Genomic DNA, 15,594 nt, shown 5'->3' on the forward strand with positions numbered 1-15,594 from the left:
GGAAAATGAACAAGGAATGAACAGGGGGGGAGGGAAAAAAACCGGGGGGAGGGAGTAAATTTGGATATGAACTTAGAGAGATATTTGTTTGAGACCAACGAAAGCCGTACAAGGTTTGAGTTTGATAGTGAGGGTCCAAATGGAACCATTAAAAAAATGGTAAAGTATGTAGAGATAGGACAGCTACCTGATGGAACCAAAATTCTAAATTTAGGATTTGGAGATGCTGATAAAAACCGGGATGGCTATGATGATAATACTATTTCTAATAATGCCGACAGAAATAAAGTTTTAGCAACAGTAGCAAATACTGTTTTATACATTATGAATTATTTGGGCAATGTAGTCATCTATGCTAAAGGAAGGACGCCTGCAAGAACCCGGTTATATCAAATGGGAATAAATGCTAACAAGATGGAAATCGACAATCATTTTGATATTCTGGGAAAGACTAGCCTGGGTTGGGAATATTTCAAACCGGGCGTGAATTATTCAGCTTTTATCGCCAAGCAGAAAAATTATAAAATAGAATAAAATGAATGAAAAAATACCACTTACCTGGGAAGAGTATTGCAGTAAATTCCCCAAGCCGGGCATATTAATAATGACTCCTGAAAAAGAGGCTGCTTTCAATAGTCCTTATTTTAAAGAAAAGGAAGAGATGGCCAGGCGTAGCCTGAAGCAACATCCGCTCCCCTGGGGTGAAATTATCTGGAACGACTAGTACTCTCCATCAAGACCAACCAATGAGCCCATTAGCGCATTCTTTTAAGTGCGCTAATGGGTTTTTTATTGGATTACAACATACCTATAGGAATGTATAGGACAGTTCCGCCAACCCCATTCCATACATTTGAAAAATCAGATAGTGCAGCCACTATTCAAGTTCCACAGTTAAAACAGATAAAAACCACAATTCCACAATTATGCAAGCTATTCTTGGTGTTTTTTTTCATTTCATCGGAGGCTTTGCCTCGGGCAGTTTTTACATCCCTTTTAAAAAAGTCAGGAACTGGGCCTGGGAAAGTTATTGGATAGTAGGCGGATTCTTTTCCTGGCTGATCGTGCCTTTCCTTGCTGCATGGATCACCATTCCCGACTTCCTGAGCATCATCCGCGCCACTGACGGCACTACACTATTCTGGACATACTTTATGGGCGTATTATGGGGCATCGGGGGTCTTACCTTTGGGCTTACCATGCGCTACCTGGGAATGTCCCTGGGAATGTCTGTAGCGCTGGGTTACACGTCTGCCTTTGGGGCATTGATTCCGCCTATTTACAGGGATCTGTTCACCAGCGACACAGCTCATACGTTTTCATCCATGGTTCAACACATCAGCGGACAACTGGTGCTGGCAGGTGTGATTGTGTGTTTACTCGGAATCGCCATCTGCGGAAAAGCCGGGATGATGAAAGAGAAAGAATTGACAGATGATGAGAAGAAACAGAGCATATCTGAGTTCAGTCTTAAAAAAGGGTTGATTGTAGGTACCATATCAGGCATTCTCAGTGCCTGTTTCAACTTTGGCATCGAGGCGGGTAAACCAATGGCAGCGATTGCTGTTCAGCAGGGGTGCAATCCGCTCTTTCAGAACAATGTCATCTTTGTAGTGCTGCTATGGGGTGGTCTTACCACCAACCTGTTCTGGTGTTTGCTGCTGAATGCACGTAATAAAACCTTCAGTGATTACACTAATAAGAAAACCCCGCTGGCAGGCAATTATCTCTTTGCTGCATTGGCGGGCACGACCTGGTTCTTCCAGTTCTTTTTTTATGGCATGGGCGAGAGCAAATTAGGAAATGGTGCCAGTTCATGGATCCTGCATATGGCATTTATCATTATGATATCCAGCCTGTGGGGGATTACATTAAAAGAATGGAAGGGTGTGAGTCAGGAGACATTTAAAACGATACTGGTGGGTGTATTGACGATTGTGATTTCTGTGCTGCTGGTAGGATATGGTAATTCATTAGGATAATACTTTAAACATACATACATGATTCAGTCTGTAAATTTCAAGCACGTAAGCTACTTATGGGATGAGGAAAAGGCCGCCGCGCTGGCTGGTGACGAAGTAGGCCTGTTAATCTACCGCTCTAACCTCCTGGGCGCAGATCTTCGCTTAACAAACTATGGCGGTGGTAACACCTCCTGTAAAGCCATGGCCAAAGACCCGCTTACCGGAAAGCAAACAGAAGTAATGTGGGTGAAAGGCTCGGGAGGTGACCTCGGTACCCTGAAACGTAGTGGGCTTGCTGCATTGTACGTAGACCGCCTGCACAGCCTCGAAAATATTTACAAAGGCATTCAGATGGAAGATGAAATGGTAGAACTCTTTAACCACTGCATCTACGACCTGAAATCCAAAGCACCTTCTATCGATACTCCCCTGCATGGCTTCCTGCCATTTAAACATATCGATCACCTGCATCCGGACGCAGCCATTGCTATTGCAGCTGCCAAAGATGGTGAACGCATTACCCAGGAACTCTTTAACGGCACTATCGGTTGGGTACCCTGGCAGCGCCCTGGTTTTGACCTCGGCCTGAAACTCCGCCAATGTCTGCAGGAGAACCCTGGTATCAGGGGCATTATGCTTGGCTCTCACGGTCTCTTCACCTGGGGAGATACTGCTTACGAAAGCTATATCAATACCCTCGAAGTGATTGAGCGCTGCGCTTCTTACCTGGAAGATAACTATAACAAAAAACGCGCTGTCTTTGGTGGTGCTAAAATCAGCCCTGCCGCTCCGGAAGTGCGTAAAAAACAAGCCGCTGCACTGGCACCCGTATTACGTGGCCTTTGCTCCGGTCATACCCGCATGATCGGTCATTTTACTGATGATCCGCGCGTGCTCGAGTTCATCAATTCCAATGACCTTGACCGCCTGGCGCCATTAGGTACGAGCTGTCCGGACCACTTTCTGCGCACCAAAATCAGTCCGCTGGTACTGGACCTGGATCCACTGGCCTCACTGGATGATGTAGCTACTGTAAAACAGCAACTGGAACCTGCATTTGCAGCGTATCGCCAGATGTATACTGAGTACTACAACACCTGCCGTCATGACAACAGTCCGGCACTGCGCGATCCGAATCCGGTGGTGATCCTTTATCCTGGTATCGGGATGTTTACCTTTTCGAAAGATAAACAAACTGCCCGCGTAGCTGCTGAATTTTATATCAACGCGATCAACGTGATGCGGGGTGCAGAAGCTATTTCTGAATACACCGCTTTGCCACGGCAGGAAGCATTTGATATAGAATACTGGTTGCTCGAAGAAGCTAAACTGCAACGTATGCCTAAGCCTAAGGCTTTATCTGGCCGTATTGCACTGGTAACAGGCAGCGCTGGTGGTATTGGTAAAGCAATTGCTAAGAAATTCGCTGACGAAGGCGCCTGCGTAATCATCAATGACAACGATGCCGGCCGTCTTGAAAAAGCAAAAGATGAATTCCAGAAACAATATGGTTCCGATGTATTTGCAGCTGCAGTGCTCGACGTTACCAAATCTGCTGACATTCATGAAGCCTTTGCTGTAGGCGCGCTGGCATTCGGTGGGGTAGACCTCGTAGTGAATTGCGCTGGCCTGTCCATTTCCAAACCACTGGAAGCACATACAGAGAAAGACTGGGATCTGCTGTATGATGTACTGGTAAAAGGTCAGTTCCTCGTGACACAGGCTGGCGTGGCAGTAATGCGTAAACAGGATATGGGTGGTGACGTGCTGAACATCGTGAGCAAGAATGCCCTCATGAGCGGACCTAACAACGCCGGTTATGGTTCTGCAAAAGCTGCACAGCTGCACCTGAGCCGCCTCAATGCTGCTGAATTAGGAAAAGACAATATCCGTGTGAACGTCATCAACCCTGATGCTGTGATCGCTGATAGTAAAATATGGGAAGGTGACTGGGCTGCAGGTCGTGCCAAAGCTTATGGCATCACTGTGGAAGAACTGCCTGGTTACTATGCAAAACGTACCCTGCTCAACCAGATCATATTACCTGAGGATATTGCCAATGCCTGTTTTGCACTCACTGGTGGCTTGCTGAACAAGTCAACCGGCAATGTGCTGAATGTAGATGGCGGTGTGGCAACAGCCTTTGTAAGATAAAATACCAGCAAGGCTTGCCCTTTGCAAGCCTTGCTTTTCGGCACATTTTCGTTAAATTGAATCACGCGCAAAATTCTGGTTATGAATATCGAAAAATTCCACATTTCTGATTTTAACGACGCCCGCAAACAAGCCCACGATCGCAATTTTCAGCATATCTCTGAGAAAATCAATGACCTCAACGAGGTACTTGAAAAACTGGAAGAATTCCAGGTAGCTATTCCCAGCTGGGCCCTCGGTACCGGTGGCACACGCTTTGGCCGTTTTTCCGGCGGTGGTGAACCCCGTAACCTGGAAGAAAAAATTACGGATATTGGGCTGCTGCATGCCCTGAACCGCAGCAGTGGCGCCGTTTCTTTGCATATTCCATGGGATATTCCTGAAAATGCTGCCAATATAAAAGCCCTCGCTGCACAATACGATATCCGCTTCGATGCTGTTAATTCAAACACCTTCCAGGATCAACCCGGACAGGAATTTAGCTATAAATTCGGCTCCCTGCACCATACTGACAAAGGCGTAAGACAACAAGCCGTTGAACACAACATCGAAGTAATCCGCTACGGTGTGGAACTCGGCTCCAACGCACTCAGCCTCTGGCTGGCAGATGGTTCCTGTTTTCCCGGGCAGCTCAACTTTCGCGGTGCATTCAACCGCACTTACGAAAGTCTCCAGGAAATCTATGCAGCACTGCCTGACGACTGGAAACTCTACATTGAATACAAAGCATACGAACCTAATTTCTATAGCACTACTATCGGCGACTGGGCGCAATCCCTTTTATTCGCCAATAAGCTGGGCCCTAAAGCCCAGACATTGGTTGACCTGGGACATCACCTCCCAAATGCCAATATCGAGCAGATTGTAGCCCTTCTTCTCATGGAAGGCAAGCTGGCCGGATTCCATTTCAATGACTCCAAGTATGGTGATGATGACCTCACTGTTGGCAGCATCAACCCTTATCAGCTATTCCTCATCTTCAACGAGCTGGTAGAGGGCATGGATGCCCGTGGTATGCACCACGCCAGCGACCTTGGCTGGATGATCGATGCTTCTCACAACGTAAAAGATCCGCTGGAAGATTTGCTGCAATCAGTAGAGGCCATCAAGATTGCGTATGCACAGGCCCTGCTGGTGGACACCAAAGCACTACAGGCTGCGCAGCAGAATAATGACGCAGTAGCGGCACAGGAAATTCTGCAGCAGGCTTATCGCACAGATGTACGGCCACTGGTTGCCCAGGCCCGCCTGAATGCAGGTGGCGTGCTGGATCCGATTGCGTTTTACAGGCAGTATAAGGTGAGAGAGAACCTGATTAAGGAGAGAGGATTGAAGACTGTCGCAACAGGATTATAACCGCCATTTCCAATGCCCATTTACATATTGAGATTGAGATTGAATTTGTCAATATGCAAAAGGCATATTGGCAAATTCTTTTTAAACAGCTGCCATGAATTGCATCGCTATCTTAGACATCGGTAAGACCAATAAAAAATTGTTCCTTATCAATGAACAATATCACATCGTCTATGAAAGGGGCATGAGCTTCCCTGAAACCAAAGACGAAGACGGTGACAACTGTGAAGACATCGAACTACTCACCCAATGGGTGAAGGATAGCCTGAAAGAACTCACCACCCAACCTGCCTTCCACGTAATAGCCATGAACTTCAGTACATATGGTGCGAGCTTCGTCTATCTCAATGAGAATGGCGAAGTCATTGCCCCTTTGTACAACTATCTCAAATCGTATCCCGCGTCACTACAGAATACTTTTCATAACAAATACGGCGGCCAGCTGCAAATTTGTAGCGAAACTGCTTCTCCCGCACTTGGCAGCCTGAATTCCGGTTTACAGTTGTATCGCATAAAAGAACAGCAACCTGAATTGTACAGGCAGATCCATTACGCTTTGCACCTGCCACAATATGTGAGCTACCTGGTCTCCGGCAGGTACATGACAGATATTACCAGTATTGGTTGTCATACCATGCTATGGGATTTCAAACACCAGCAATATCATGAATGGGTACGGGCAGAAGGTCTGGACAAAAAACTGCCTGCTGTCTTCCCCGGGAACGCTGTCATTAAGTGCAATGACTACGTAGTAGGCGCAGGGCTGCACGACAGTTCTGCAGCCCTCATTCCTTACTTAGAGAGCTTCCGGGAGCCCTTTGCTCTCATCAGCACCGGCACCTGGTGCATTACCCTGAACCCATTCAATGACCAGCCACTTACACCTGAAGAACTGGAACAGGATTGCCTCTGTTACCTCACCTACCAGGGGCGCCCTGTAAAGGCCGCACGTCTCTTTGCCGGGAACGAGCATGAGCAGCAGGTGCGCAGGCTGTCAGAATATTATCAAACACCGGTAAATTACTACCAGCAAATCGCCTTTGACCCCGCTATATTTGCTCATTTGCAGGCAGCGGCGGTAAAGGAAGCACCGCTCTCAGGAAAAGACCTGTTACGGGCCTCCCGGTTTGCTCATAGATCATTGTCAGATTTCACGAGTTACGAAATTGCTTATCACCAGCTAATTATGGACCTGATGGAACAGCAGCAGCACTCAACTGCGCTCGTTACAACCGGTACCGCGGTGCGGCGTATTTTTGTAGACGGCGGTTTTGGTAAAAACCCGGTGTACATGCACATGCTGGCAGCGGCATTTCCTCAGATGGAGGTATTTGCGGCTTCTGTAGCACAGGCTACCGCCATCGGGGCTGCGCTGGCTATTCACCAGCACTGGAATACCCAACCCCTGCCCGGAGATCTGGTTGAAATGAGGCATTATGCAGTGAACAGGGAATTCGCTTACAGGTAGTGCCTTATTTAAACGAACTTACATGAAAGTAGGACTCTTTATACCTTGCTATATTGACCAGTTCTATCCGCAGGTGGGCATCGCCACTTTATCCCTGCTGGAGAAACTGGGTTGCGAGGTAGTATATCCCCAGGGGCAAACCTGTTGCGGACAACCCATGGCAAATTCCGGTTTTGAACACCTCACCGGTGGTTGTAATGAACTTTTTGTCAAAAACTTTGCAGAATTTGACTACATCGTAGCGCCATCGGGCAGCTGCACACTACATATCAAAGACCATCTGCACGTGCATGATAAAGAAGATGCTGCTACTCATATCCGGGAGCATATCTATGAACTGTCTGAATTTTTAACGGATGTATTGAAGGTAAAAAACCTGGCAGCCCGTTTTCCTCATAAAGTTGGTATTCACCAGAGCTGTCATGGGCAGCGGGGACTGCACCTCTCCCAGATGACGGAGCTGGTGGCAGCGCCTTATTCCAAACCACAACAGCTGTTGCAAATGGTGGATGGCCTGGAACTGGTTGAACTTGACCGTAAGGACGAGTGCTGCGGTTTTGGAGGCACTTTCTGCGTATTTGAAGAAGCGGTATCTGTGAAAATGGGGAAAGACCGTGTGGCAGATCACGAAAAGCATGGTGCCGAATATATCACAGGTAATGATGTGAGCTGTCTCATGCACCTGGAAGGTATTCTCAAAAGACAGCAGAGCAAGGTGAAAGTGCTGCACATTGCAGAAATCCTGAATGCTGCTTTTTAAACACCAAAACTGATCTGAATGGAACATAAAGAACACGCGGAACTTGCGGAAACGTTCAACCAAAACGAAGCGAGAGTAGACTGGCATGATGAAACCCTGTGGTGGGTACGGCAGAAGAGAGATAAAATGGCATGGTCCCTTCCTGAATGGGAAGACCTGCGTGAAGCGGCATCCCGGATCAAATTCAACGTGCTTGGAAATCTGCATGATTACCTCCTGGAATTTGAAAAGAATGCACAACTCAACGGCGCTACCGTGCACTGGGCGGCTGATGCGAAAGAACATAATCAGATCGTACTAAAACTCTTACAGGAACAGGGCGTAAAGCGCATGGTGAAAAGTAAATCCATGCTCACGGAAGAGTGCCACCTGAACCCATTCCTGGCGGAACATGGTATAGACGTGATTGATACGGACCTGGGCGAACGTATTGTGCAGCTGGCGAAAGAACCACCCAGTCACATTGTACTGCCTTGTATTCATAAAAAGAAAGAAGAGATCGGAGATCTGTTTCATATTCACTTAGGCACCCCTGCCGGAAATGCGGATCCGCAGTTCCTTACAGCGGCTGCCAGGCTGCACCTTAGAAAGGAATTTATCCAGTCGCGCGTAGCAATTACAGGTGTGAACTTTGCTGTTGCAGAAACAGGGGAGATGGTTGTATGTACCAACGAAGGAAATGCCGATATGGGTGCTCACCTTGCGGATGTACATATTGCCTGTATGGGGATTGAGAAAATCATTCCGCAGCGTAAACACCTTGGGGTGTTTCTTCGTTTGCTGGCGCGCAGCGCTACCGGGCAGCCAATTACGACTTATAGCAGTCATTTCCGGAAGCCAGGGCCAGGACAGCAATTGCATATTGTACTGGTGGATAATGGACGTAGCCGGCAGCTGGGCAGGGAGGAATTCCGTAATTCACTGAAATGCATCCGTTGTGGTGCGTGTATGAATACCTGCCCGGTATATCGCCGAAGCGGTGGCCACAGTTATCACAATGCAGTAGCAGGCCCGATCGGGGCTATACTGGCACCTAACCTGGATATGAAAGAGAATGCGGATCTGCCATTTGCATCTACGCTTTGCGGCTCCTGTTCAAATGTGTGTCCCGTGAAGATCGATATTCATGAGCAGCTGTATAAATGGAGGCAGGTAATTGTGCAGGAAGGATACGCCACGACTTCCAAAAAGGCAGGTATGCAGATGATGAATATGGTGCTGTCAAGGCCCACGATGTTTAAGACGGCCGGTGGGGTTGGACGCTGGGTAATGCGGCATTTTCCCGGCGTGGTAAATAACGGGCTGAATCCGTGGTATAAACAAAGAGATATGCCAGCGGCGCCAAAACAGTCCTTTGCTGATTGGTATAAAAAGAACAAAACGCTTTAGCCTCAGGCTAAAGCGTTTTGTTTAAATTCTTTTTGTCCAGTTTTTTTAAATTATCCAGGTCTCCCTTCACACTTCCTTCAACGCCTTCAAACACATAGTTCTTTCCATCGCTTAGCACCTTCACTCCAATTTTTCCATTCCCCTCATCGTATATTTCATAAGAGGCATCATCATTCTTAAAAGATAATTTTCCATTACTAAAAGTCATTACACCGCCTACATTCTCCTGTTTTTTTTCGTCATATACGACTTCAGGATAGGAAAATTCTACACTGCCATCTTTCAGACACAGGGCATAAAAGAGAAACTCACCCTGTGCTGCCTGAAACAGCACTACCTGTTTACCATTCTTTGCCAGGGTAAATGAAAACAGGGTATCTACTTCAGAAATATACTGTTTCAATGTCTGCTCTTCCTTTCCATTCACCCAGGTCTGCTGAGACACTTCTTCAAAAAAAGGCTCTGTGTTGCTCAAACTGGACTCTTCCACACTCACCGTTTTCAATTGACCATTCTCCACTTTAAACCGGGAAAACTGGTGCCAGCAGCAGCCACTTTTCGTCATGGTTTCCAGTACCTTGTCTTTCTGGTTTACCACAAACATACCGCAATATTCCTGTGCCAGCCTGGTGAAAGCATCGCTGTGCTTAAAACCTGTTCCCTGCGCCAGCCAGATCTGGAAAGAAGGGCCGTGGTAACAGCTATTTTGCCCGTCCATGAGCGCAAAATCTTTTACCCCGTCAAAGTTGAAATCCTCATAAATAATCAGGCTCTGCTCCCCATAAGGGGCCTCCAGGATATTGGCCCTGACCTGGCCTTCATGCAAATCAAAGGTGAGTTCGTCCGATGTTGTATGCATCAGCTCTTTCTTTGTCGCTTTATCAAAGATTTTTACGGTCCCGGCCTTGAACACGTTCGCAGTATCGCGAACCAGCACCAGTCCGTAGTATTTGTTCGAAAACCCGTCAATCTTAAAGGAGATAGAATGCTGCGCAAATGCACTGCTGCACGCCAAAAGTAACAGAATAAGTGGAGTTGTTTTCATGACAATAAGTTCCGTTACAAAGCTAATAACAGTTAGCGAGGTGTGCAAGTTCTTCTGTAGCCATCTTTCTACTTCCTGTACCTTCCCTGTCACAGCGGGTGGCTGCACCTCATCCGTGGTAGGGGGCTACCACCTTTCCTCCCGTATACGGCACGTTCGTTGTGTATCAATACCATGTTCATTCACCTTTTAAATGATGGTTTATGTTATCCGATCAGTTAGTTGTAATGCAAAAACATGAATCCGCCCCCTGTATTTCCATTGTTGTAGCATTAGACGGGGCGCAGGACAAAAAAGCGGCCTTACAACTGGTAAATCAATCCATTGAAGAAGCCGCTGAGCACCTTCGTACGGCCTGGCCTGACAAGGCTGCCGCACTGATAAATGCCTTAAATGAACTCTCCGATAGTTATAAATACAGCCCTGCAGACCGGGGTATTGGCCTGTATGTAGCACTAAGTTATAATAAGCTCTTCCGCTTTTCCCTGCCCGTGCAGGCAAAGGTTTGCATTGGAGAAAAATTTGCAGTACGGGAGCTGTTATACCAGGAACAGTATGGTTTTGACTACCTCGTGCTGCACCTGGAAGAGAAAATGGTACAATTGTACCGTGGTAGAATGGACCGGCTGGAACAGATCAATGACAACAACTTTCCATTCCGCTTTACCAATGAATATGATTATACTCCTCCTACTTTAGGTGATATGACCAAAGATAAATCAGTCATAACCGGCCTGCGCCAGAAAAATTTCTACAGGGCGGCAGACAAACCACTGGAAGCCTACCTGCACGGACAGCCTCTCATCCTGACGGGGCCAACTAAAGATATTGGTTACTTCGAAGATGTAACTACACACAAAAAGGATATCACAGCCTATGTGCATGGCAATTTTTCCAACGTACCTATGAAGGCCCTGGAAGACAAAGTCTGGCCAGCCGTGAAATCGTTTATTGAAATGCGTGACCAGCAGGCCATTCGTGAGCTGGAAGACAGTCGCGAACAGGTGGTAGATGGGATCCGGGATGTACTGGATGCAGCCCGGGATGGGCGTGGCGGCAAACTCCTGGTGGAAAAGGATTTCAATTCGGCAGACTTTACCGACAAACTCACTGGCAGGCTACGCACCCGGGGGCCGGAAGCTGCGCATGCAATTGATGCCGTGGAAGATGCCATGCGTGCGGTGATCGACAAAAACGGGGAAATTATATTCGTAAAAGACGGGGTTTTAGAAGACCATAAACATATTGCGCTGATCACCCGTTATTAAAGATGCTTGTCCAGATATGTTTCATTGGGTTAAACATGAGGCAGCGGGAAAATATTCCTGCTGCCTCTTTTTTTGTAGCATGGAGTAATGATTACTAACAGTGCAGGTGCAGAAATTCCTGTCATTATATTGGCGAATTTTCATGATATTAGTCAGACGATGTAATAGCAGCTATCATCGTAATAATTACTATTGTTTGAATAACTTTGATCAACATGAAGACCGCCTTTTACAGTACACATAAATTTGAAAGGGATTTTTTGATACAGGCAGCAGGCGACCAGCATGAAATAGTTTTGCTGGAGCCCACCCTCTCATTGGCAACAGCTCCGCTGGCAGCGGGTTGTGAAGCCATTTGTATTTTTGTAAACGACGATGGTTCTGCGCGGGTGTTGGAAAAACTGGCGGCACTGGGTGTAAAGTATATCGCCCTTCGCTCTGCAGGTTTTAATCATGTTGACATACAGGCAGCGCATTCGCTGGGTATGCGTATAGCCCGGGTGCCGGAGTATTCTCCCTATGCTGTGGCAGAACATACTGTCGCGCTGATACTGGCACTCAACAGGAAATTAGTCAGGGCCCACAACCGTATCAGGGATTTGAATTTTTCGCTGGAGGGATTAACTGGTTTTGATCTTCATGGCAAGACTGTCGGTATCATTGGGATGGGAAAGATCGGGAAGATTGTAGGGCAGATCATGCGGGGCTTTGGGTGTAAGATCATTGCATTTGACAGGTATCCTGATAATGAATGGGCCAAAGCATATGATGCTACTTATGTAAGTATAGAGGAATTGTGCAGGGAGTCGGACATCATTTCTTTGCACGCTCCCCTGACACCTGAAACCGAATATATCATAAATAAGCAGAGCATTGCTAAAATGAAGAAAGGAGTAATGCTGATCAATACCAGCCGTGGTAGACTGATCAATACACTGGATGTGACGGAGGGATTGAAGTCAGGACAGATAGGGTATCTGGGATTGGATGTGTATGAAGAAGAGAGGGGGTTGTTTTTTGAGGATCATTCCAGCGATATCGTGCAGGATGATGTGATCTCCCGGTTGATCACGTTTGCAAATGTATTGATCACGAGCCATCAGGCATTCCTTACTGACACCGCATTAAAGAATATAGCAGCAACGACGATGTACAACTTAGATTGTTTTGTGAAAGGAGAGAAAGGAGTGAATGAATTGGGGTAAATAATATCGGTGTAGATGTTTGAGTAAAAAGCCGTCTCGTGAAAGAGACGGCTTTTTAGTGCTGTATGCTGATCATAATGTACCGGGGGTACTATTATTCGTCACTTTATACAGGGGTTTCTTTTTCGCATAATCAAATACCAGTTGACAGAAAACTTTCACGCCAACATCCAGTTTTGAATCGTCGATATAGAAATCTGGTGTATGGTGGGCGGCAACTTTAGCAGGATCTGCGCCTGTGGGCATGCCACCAAGGAAAAAGAAAAATGCAGGTGCTTTGTCGCCATAAAAGGAGAAGTCCTCTGCACCAGTGGTCCATTCAGTTTCGTTTACATTATCTTTTCCGGCAGCAGCTTCGATGGAAGGGACCATCAGTTTTACCAGCTCAGGATCATTGTAAGTTACTTTGGTCTTGTTTTCAATGACTACATCTGCAGTGGCGCCGGAGGCTTCCGCTATTTTGGTGGCGGTGAGTTTCATTTTCTCATGCACCTCTTCCAGCATTTTGTTGTCAAATGTGCGAATGGTTCCTTCCATTGTCAGTTCTTCAGGAATAATATTGCTTCTTACACCACCATTTATTTTACCAACGGTGATGACCACTGGTCCTTTGGTGAGTTCTGCCTGACGGCTGACGATGGTCTGGAAGCCCTGAATGATCTGGGAAGCAACTACGATTGGGTCGATTCCATGCCAGGGCTGAGAGCCATGGGTTTGTTTCCCTTTCACTTTGACAGTGAACCAGTCGCTGGAAGCCATTTCGGCGCCGGATTTATATTTTACCATACCGATAGGCGTCTGTGAGTTGATATGTAGACCGAAGATGGCATCTACTTTTGGATTGTCCATCACGCCTTCTTTGATCATGAGTGGAGCGCCGCCTTCTTCGGGAGCAGGGGCACCTTCTTCAGCGGGTTGGAAAATGAATTTTACGGTACCGGGAACGTCTTTTTTCATCGCTGTGAGTACATCTGCGGTGCCAAGGAGGATCGCGATGTGAGAGTCGTGGCCGCAGGCATGCATGACAGGCACTTGCTGACCGAGGTATTCGGCAGTGTCCAGGGATTTGAAAGGAATGTTGGCTCTTTCATATACCGGGAGGGCATCCATGTCGGCACGGAGCGCTACGACCGGACCTGGTTTGCCACCCTTGAGAATACCGACTACGCCTGTTTTGCCAACGCCGGTGTGAACTTCGAGGCCAAGTTTTTTCAGGTGTTCGGCTACGAAAGCGGATGTTTTGAATTCTCTGTTGGAGAGTTCCGGGTGTTGGTGAATGGCGCGGCGCCAGGTGATGACAGAGTCTTTAATAGTGGCCACATTTTTGTCAAGGTTGGATTGGGCCATGGAGAGCATGGGCACAAAGGTCAGCAGGATTAGAAACTTTTTCATAAAGAAGCATAGATTTTGGTGAAGAGTCTTAGTGTACAAAATACAATTAAATTTTGTTAATCCGGGGGGATAAAGTTATTCCCTAATTTCTTTTATTTATTATTTTCTCCCCGTAATTTGCATCTGCAATTCAAAGACATACCATGAGCAGAGCAAGCATATTGTCCGCTGTAAAACAGAATCAACCTGAACAGCAGGCCCTTCCGGAACTGGAACTTTTTCATCACAATGAGGCAGGTGATCCTGCGGCATTTGCGAAAGTCGTAACGTTCCTGGGCGGCCAGGTAATAGCCATTAAAAGCTATACTGATATGCTGCCGCTGATAAAGGAACACCCACTGGTAGTTACTACGCATCCTGAGTTTTACCCGGATGGGATGCAAAACTGGCAGGAGGGTGATGGTCGCCAGCTGGAGAAGGTAGACCTGGCCATCATCCAGGGGCGTCTGGGGGTAGCGGAAAATGGTGCTATATGGGTGACTGACGATGAATTGCAGGTAAGGGCGCTGCCGTTCATTGCGCAGCACCTCGCAATTGTTTTAAAGCGTACAGAGATCCTGCCTACCATGCACGATGCCTATCGCAAAATAGGGGGGCCGGATGCCGGTTTTGGCGTATTCATCGCCGGTCCTTCCAAGACAGCAGATATCGAGCAATCACTGGTATTAGGTGCACATGGTGCGAAAAGCCTGACCGTGTTCCTGATAGATTAGAAAATAGGGTATGCAGGTACATTGCCTGCATACATTTAATCCACCCACGTATGAAAATTGCTTTCAAAATGTACCTCAAACCCGGGTACAAAGAAGAATATCGCCGCCGTCATGCTGCCATCTGGCCAGAGCTGAAGCAACTCCTGAAAGAGAGCGGTGTTAGCGACTATACTATCTTCCTGGACGAAGCTACCAATACATTATTTGCCGTTCAACAGCAGTCAGGAGAGCAGTCTTCCCAGGAGCTGGGGACTACGGAGGTGGTAAAACGCTGGTGGGCATATATGGCAGATATTATGGAAACAAACGCAGATCAGTCTCCGTTGTCACACCCCCTGGAGCCTGTTTTCCATATGGATTAACCTGGACTATTTCTTTTACGCTAACTGGACTATCCATTACCTTTCCCATTGTTTTATTTTTGAACAAAAAGCCATGCAAAGACTGGATATCACCCATCTGTTCCCTGGAATTTATGATGCCATCCGTGGACTGGAAAAAGCAACCGGCGATCTTAAGATCACGCCTTTGCAAAAGGAGTTAATTAAAATAAGGGCTTCCCAGCTCAATGGTTGTGCGTTTTGCTTGCATATGCATGCAGAGCTGGCATTGAAATATGGAGAGGCAGCATATCGTTTGCACCTGGTTGCAGTATGGAAAGAAGCCAGGCACCTTTTCTCGGAAGAAGAACAGGTAATACTGGAATTAACTGAACAAATGACATTGATTCATCAGCAAGGTCTTACGGAAGAAATTTATTCAAAAGCAATTGCATTGTTTGGCGAAGAAACCACCGGCCAGGTAATGATGAGTATTCTCGCAATTAATAGCTGGAACAGGCTGGGAGTAGCCCTGCATTGGAAACCGCAGATCTGATATC

Annotated in this window: 15 protein-coding genes; 13 read left to right on the forward strand and 2 right to left on the reverse strand. The window is 47.0% G+C overall.

Annotation, left to right across the window (positions count from 1 at the left end; translation table 11 throughout):
- Nucleotides 1–66 precede the first annotated feature (66 nt).
- The 8 genes from ABDW16_RS25770 to ABDW16_RS25805 all read left to right on the forward strand — a co-directional run bounded on the left by ABDW16_RS25770 (nt 67) and on the right by ABDW16_RS25805 (nt 9,091).
- Nucleotides 67–534 (forward strand): hypothetical protein, encoded by a 468-nt coding sequence (locus ABDW16_RS25770; RefSeq protein WP_343673793.1) that lies wholly within the window; start codon nt 67–69, stop codon nt 532–534.
- A gap of 1 nt (nt 535) precedes the next feature.
- Nucleotides 536–724: a hypothetical protein gene (locus tag ABDW16_RS25775; protein WP_343673795.1), complete on the forward strand. Its 189-nt coding sequence runs from the start codon at nt 536–538 to the stop codon at nt 722–724.
- 202 nt (nt 725–926) lie between these two features.
- Nucleotides 927–1,982, forward strand: coding sequence for an L-rhamnose/proton symporter RhaT (rhaT, locus tag ABDW16_RS25780; RefSeq protein WP_343673797.1), 1,056 nt, complete (start codon nt 927–929; stop codon nt 1,980–1,982).
- Between the two features lie 18 nt (nt 1,983–2,000).
- Nucleotides 2,001–4,118: a bifunctional aldolase/short-chain dehydrogenase gene (locus ABDW16_RS25785; protein ID WP_343673800.1), complete on the forward strand. Its 2,118-nt coding sequence runs from the start codon at nt 2,001–2,003 to the stop codon at nt 4,116–4,118.
- 81 nt (nt 4,119–4,199) lie between these two features.
- Complete coding sequence (locus ABDW16_RS25790; protein WP_343673802.1) at nt 4,200–5,474, forward strand: TIM barrel protein; 1,275 nt, start codon at nt 4,200–4,202, stop codon at nt 5,472–5,474.
- Between the two features lie 94 nt (nt 5,475–5,568).
- Nucleotides 5,569–6,942 (forward strand): FGGY family carbohydrate kinase, encoded by a 1,374-nt coding sequence (locus tag ABDW16_RS25795; protein ID WP_343673803.1) that lies wholly within the window; start codon nt 5,569–5,571, stop codon nt 6,940–6,942.
- A 22-nt stretch (nt 6,943–6,964) separates the two neighbouring features.
- Nucleotides 6,965–7,702: a (Fe-S)-binding protein gene (locus ABDW16_RS25800; protein ID WP_343673804.1), complete on the forward strand. Its 738-nt coding sequence runs from the start codon at nt 6,965–6,967 to the stop codon at nt 7,700–7,702.
- Nucleotides 7,703–7,720: 18 nt separating this feature from the next.
- Nucleotides 7,721–9,091, forward strand: coding sequence for a lactate utilization protein B (locus tag ABDW16_RS25805; RefSeq protein WP_343673806.1), 1,371 nt, complete (start codon nt 7,721–7,723; stop codon nt 9,089–9,091).
- A gap of 7 nt (nt 9,092–9,098) precedes the next feature.
- Here ABDW16_RS25805 and ABDW16_RS25810 read toward each other — a convergent pair whose 3' ends face one another.
- Nucleotides 9,099–10,136 (reverse strand): hypothetical protein, encoded by a 1,038-nt coding sequence (locus ABDW16_RS25810; RefSeq protein WP_343673808.1) that lies wholly within the window; start codon nt 10,134–10,136, stop codon nt 9,099–9,101.
- A 203-nt stretch (nt 10,137–10,339) separates the two neighbouring features.
- Here ABDW16_RS25810 and ABDW16_RS25815 point away from each other — a divergent pair, with 203 nt between their 5' ends.
- Both ABDW16_RS25815 and ABDW16_RS25820 read left to right on the forward strand, forming a co-directional pair.
- Entirely contained in the window at nt 10,340–11,404 is a 1,065-nt protein-coding gene (locus tag ABDW16_RS25815) for a hypothetical protein (RefSeq protein ID WP_343673810.1), read from the forward strand.
- Nucleotides 11,405–11,619: 215 nt separating this feature from the next.
- Nucleotides 11,620–12,609 carry a 2-hydroxyacid dehydrogenase gene (locus ABDW16_RS25820; RefSeq protein WP_343673811.1) on the forward strand — a complete coding sequence of 330 codons (990 nt, stop codon included), beginning with the start codon at nt 11,620–11,622 and terminating at the stop codon, nt 12,607–12,609.
- A 72-nt stretch (nt 12,610–12,681) separates the two neighbouring features.
- On the opposite strand, the gene ABDW16_RS25825 is transcribed toward ABDW16_RS25820, so the two are convergent.
- Nucleotides 12,682–14,001, reverse strand: a complete 1,320-nt coding sequence (locus ABDW16_RS25825) for an amidohydrolase (RefSeq protein WP_343673812.1) — start codon at nt 13,999–14,001, stop codon at nt 12,682–12,684.
- Between the two features lie 143 nt (nt 14,002–14,144).
- Here ABDW16_RS25825 and ABDW16_RS25830 point away from each other — a divergent pair, with 143 nt between their 5' ends.
- The 3 genes from ABDW16_RS25830 (at nt 14,145) to ABDW16_RS25840 (ending at nt 15,590) form a co-directional block, all read left to right on the forward strand.
- Nucleotides 14,145–14,714 carry an LUD domain-containing protein gene (locus ABDW16_RS25830; protein ID WP_343673814.1) on the forward strand — a complete coding sequence of 190 codons (570 nt, stop codon included), beginning with the start codon at nt 14,145–14,147 and terminating at the stop codon, nt 14,712–14,714.
- A gap of 50 nt (nt 14,715–14,764) precedes the next feature.
- Entirely contained in the window at nt 14,765–15,076 is a 312-nt protein-coding gene (gene rhaM, locus ABDW16_RS25835) for an L-rhamnose mutarotase (protein WP_343673815.1), read from the forward strand.
- A 73-nt stretch (nt 15,077–15,149) separates the two neighbouring features.
- Complete coding sequence (locus ABDW16_RS25840; RefSeq protein ID WP_343673816.1) at nt 15,150–15,590, forward strand: carboxymuconolactone decarboxylase family protein; 441 nt, start codon at nt 15,150–15,152, stop codon at nt 15,588–15,590.
- Nucleotides 15,591–15,594 lie beyond the last annotated feature (4 nt).

The sequence above is a fragment of the Chitinophaga sp. genome, from assembly GCF_039596135.1.
Classification (GTDB): domain Bacteria; phylum Bacteroidota; class Bacteroidia; order Chitinophagales; family Chitinophagaceae; genus Chitinophaga.

What these genes read in the sequence shown, in the direction of transcription:
- ABDW16_RS25770 (WP_343673793.1), top strand. Translation starts at nt 67, where the DNA reads ATGAACTTAGAGAGATATTTGTTTGAGACCAACGAAAGCCGTACAAGG.
- ABDW16_RS25775 (WP_343673795.1), top strand. Translation starts at nt 536, where the DNA reads ATGAATGAAAAAATACCACTTACCTGGGAAGAGTATTGCAGTAAATTC.
- rhaT (WP_343673797.1), top strand. Translation starts at nt 927, where the DNA reads ATGCAAGCTATTCTTGGTGTTTTTTTTCATTTCATCGGAGGCTTTGCC.
- ABDW16_RS25785 (WP_343673800.1), top strand. Translation starts at nt 2,001, where the DNA reads ATGATTCAGTCTGTAAATTTCAAGCACGTAAGCTACTTATGGGATGAG.
- ABDW16_RS25790 (WP_343673802.1), top strand. Translation starts at nt 4,200, where the DNA reads ATGAATATCGAAAAATTCCACATTTCTGATTTTAACGACGCCCGCAAA.
- ABDW16_RS25795 (WP_343673803.1), top strand. Translation starts at nt 5,569, where the DNA reads ATGAATTGCATCGCTATCTTAGACATCGGTAAGACCAATAAAAAATTG.
- ABDW16_RS25800 (WP_343673804.1), top strand. Translation starts at nt 6,965, where the DNA reads ATGAAAGTAGGACTCTTTATACCTTGCTATATTGACCAGTTCTATCCG.
- ABDW16_RS25805 (WP_343673806.1), top strand. Translation starts at nt 7,721, where the DNA reads ATGGAACATAAAGAACACGCGGAACTTGCGGAAACGTTCAACCAAAAC.
- ABDW16_RS25810 (WP_343673808.1), bottom strand. Translation starts at nt 10,136, where the DNA reads ATGAAAACAACTCCACTTATTCTGTTACTTTTGGCGTGCAGCAGTGCA.
- ABDW16_RS25815 (WP_343673810.1), top strand. Translation starts at nt 10,340, where the DNA reads ATGTTATCCGATCAGTTAGTTGTAATGCAAAAACATGAATCCGCCCCC.
- ABDW16_RS25820 (WP_343673811.1), top strand. Translation starts at nt 11,620, where the DNA reads ATGAAGACCGCCTTTTACAGTACACATAAATTTGAAAGGGATTTTTTG.
- ABDW16_RS25825 (WP_343673812.1), bottom strand. Translation starts at nt 14,001, where the DNA reads ATGAAAAAGTTTCTAATCCTGCTGACCTTTGTGCCCATGCTCTCCATG.
- ABDW16_RS25830 (WP_343673814.1), top strand. Translation starts at nt 14,145, where the DNA reads ATGAGCAGAGCAAGCATATTGTCCGCTGTAAAACAGAATCAACCTGAA.
- rhaM (WP_343673815.1), top strand. Translation starts at nt 14,765, where the DNA reads ATGAAAATTGCTTTCAAAATGTACCTCAAACCCGGGTACAAAGAAGAA.
- ABDW16_RS25840 (WP_343673816.1), top strand. Translation starts at nt 15,150, where the DNA reads ATGCAAAGACTGGATATCACCCATCTGTTCCCTGGAATTTATGATGCC.